This window comes from Desulfobacula phenolica (genome assembly GCF_900105645.1).
Lineage (GTDB): Bacteria > Desulfobacterota > Desulfobacteria > Desulfobacterales > Desulfobacteraceae > Desulfobacula > Desulfobacula toluolica.
Window position 1 is genome coordinate 1 of sequence record NZ_FNLL01000049.1, and the last position, 1,454, is coordinate 1,454.

Sequence of the window (1,454 nt, forward strand, 5' to 3'; positions counted from 1 at the left end):
GGGTCTCCTTCTTTTTAACGGTTGAAAAAACTTTTGAATGATGTGCTTTCAATTAACTTTTTTGGTAACCCTTGCTGCCCGTTACCCAAGCGTTAGCAGGGATGGTACAATGTGCATGCTCCATGTTACTATCAAAACAGATTCTTTCAAAGAATTTATAAAAAACACGACTCAACTCTATTTGATCTCAAACCATTGATACGTTCCTTAAAGGGGCGCAGATTTAAACCCGGATAATAACAGCTACCAATGGAAAAACTTCTTTACCATTATACAAATCATGTAGGCCTCATGGGCATTATGGAATCAAAAGGCATTTGGGCCTCTAAAATTCAATACCTCAATGATTTTATGGAGTTTAATCACGCTATTGAAGTATCCAAAACAATAATAAAAGAAAAAAGGGAAAAGAGAAAAGATTCCGTCTTAGATATACTTTTCAACAAACTGACCGATAAATTAGAACAAATTAAAAACCTAAATATTTTTGTAGCATCCTTATCAGAAGAAGGGGATTTATTAAGCCAATGGAGGGGCTATTGTCCGGAGGGCTCTGGATACAGCATAGGTTTTTCAAAAAAATTAATTCAAAAGACCATATTGCCGCAGGGGTTCACGCTTGCACGCTGCATATATGATCAGAAGAAGCAAAATGAATTAATGAAAAAAATTATAAACCGAGCGATTCAATATACGTCACCGGCTAAAAATAAAAATGCGGACTTGGAATATATTTTAAAAATTGTGGATAAAGCAGCTTTTAATTTTGTTGCAGATTTTGAGAAAACCGCACCGTTTATTAAGCACCCGTCATTCAGGGAAGAACGTGAATGGCGGATTGCTTCGAATGTGATATTTACAAGTGACGTCCGGCATAAAATGAGAATTGGCAAATCAGCCCTGGTTCCTTATGTAGAGGTTAATCTTGCAGACGATAAAAATGATGTGCCTATTAGGCATATTGTAGTCGGGCCTGGCCCCACCGGTGATCTGTCTATGGATAGTGTGGGCACTTACCTTTCAAACAATAACGTTAAACGATGGACGGTAAATCAGTCAAGCATTCCATATCGAATTTAATGAGGCCTATAAAATAACAAAAAAGGCAGTTAAATAAAAATTGCTTCTTAATCCGCCTTTATTACTGATTTGGATAATTTGGTTGGGCCAATCAATAGCAAGATTCAACGGCCAACTTGGCCCTTTTTTCTATCAACAGATCTCAATATATGATTGTTTTTTGCTAACCAGCGGGTGAACCGGACAGCAAGGGTCTCCTTCTTTTTAAAGGTTGAAAAACTTTTCAATGATGTGCTTTCAATTAACTTTTTTGGAAACCCTTGCTGCCCGTTACCCAACCGTTAGAGATCAAAGGAACTATTATGTCAGCACCAACATATGATGATTTGTTAGAACCTCTTTTTATTGCAATGCATGAGCTTGGTGGTTCCGCG

1 protein-coding gene is annotated in these 1,454 nt (G+C 37.3%); it reads left to right on the forward strand.

The features are described from left to right. Nucleotides 1–249: 249 nt before the first annotated feature. Nucleotides 250–1,080 (forward strand): DUF2971 domain-containing protein, encoded by an 831-nt coding sequence (locus BLT94_RS21710; RefSeq protein WP_092238852.1) that lies wholly within the window; start codon nt 250–252, stop codon nt 1,078–1,080. Nucleotides 1,081–1,454 lie beyond the last annotated feature (374 nt).